Origin of the sequence: Ochrobactrum sp. SFR4 (assembly GCF_019730395.1) — a bacterium.
Classification (GTDB): Bacteria; Pseudomonadota; Alphaproteobacteria; order Rhizobiales; family Rhizobiaceae; genus Pseudochrobactrum.
This window is the reverse complement of sequence record NZ_JAAPBB010000740.1, coordinates 1-275: the sequence shown is the minus strand read 5'-3', so window position 1 is coordinate 275 and position 275 is coordinate 1. Positions and strand designations below refer to the sequence as shown.

Below are 275 nucleotides of genomic sequence, written 5' to 3'. Positions count from 1 at the left end.
CGTCAGTCCTGTCGGACCGGCGCACCTGCTCGCTCATATAGTCTTCATCCACAAAACCTTTGCGAATGATATCCTTATAGATTGCGGCAATAATATCGGCATGTTGTGCCGGTGCAATCCTTCTGTAATCGGGAAGCGCACAGGCATCCCACAAAATTTCCACGCGCTTGGAGGTATCCGCAAGCTGCATGATCGTTTCATCACGCGCCAGATTTTCAAGCGCCCGCATGTCAACCGCAGGCAGTGCCCGTGTCAACCCTTCCAATGGGGCAGAA

Annotated in this window: 1 pseudogene; it reads right to left on the bottom strand. The window is 53.1% G+C overall.

Features of this window, described 5'->3' with window-relative positions:
* Nucleotides 1-275: pseudogene (locus HBA93_RS21035) on the bottom strand (helicase); the annotation flags it as partial.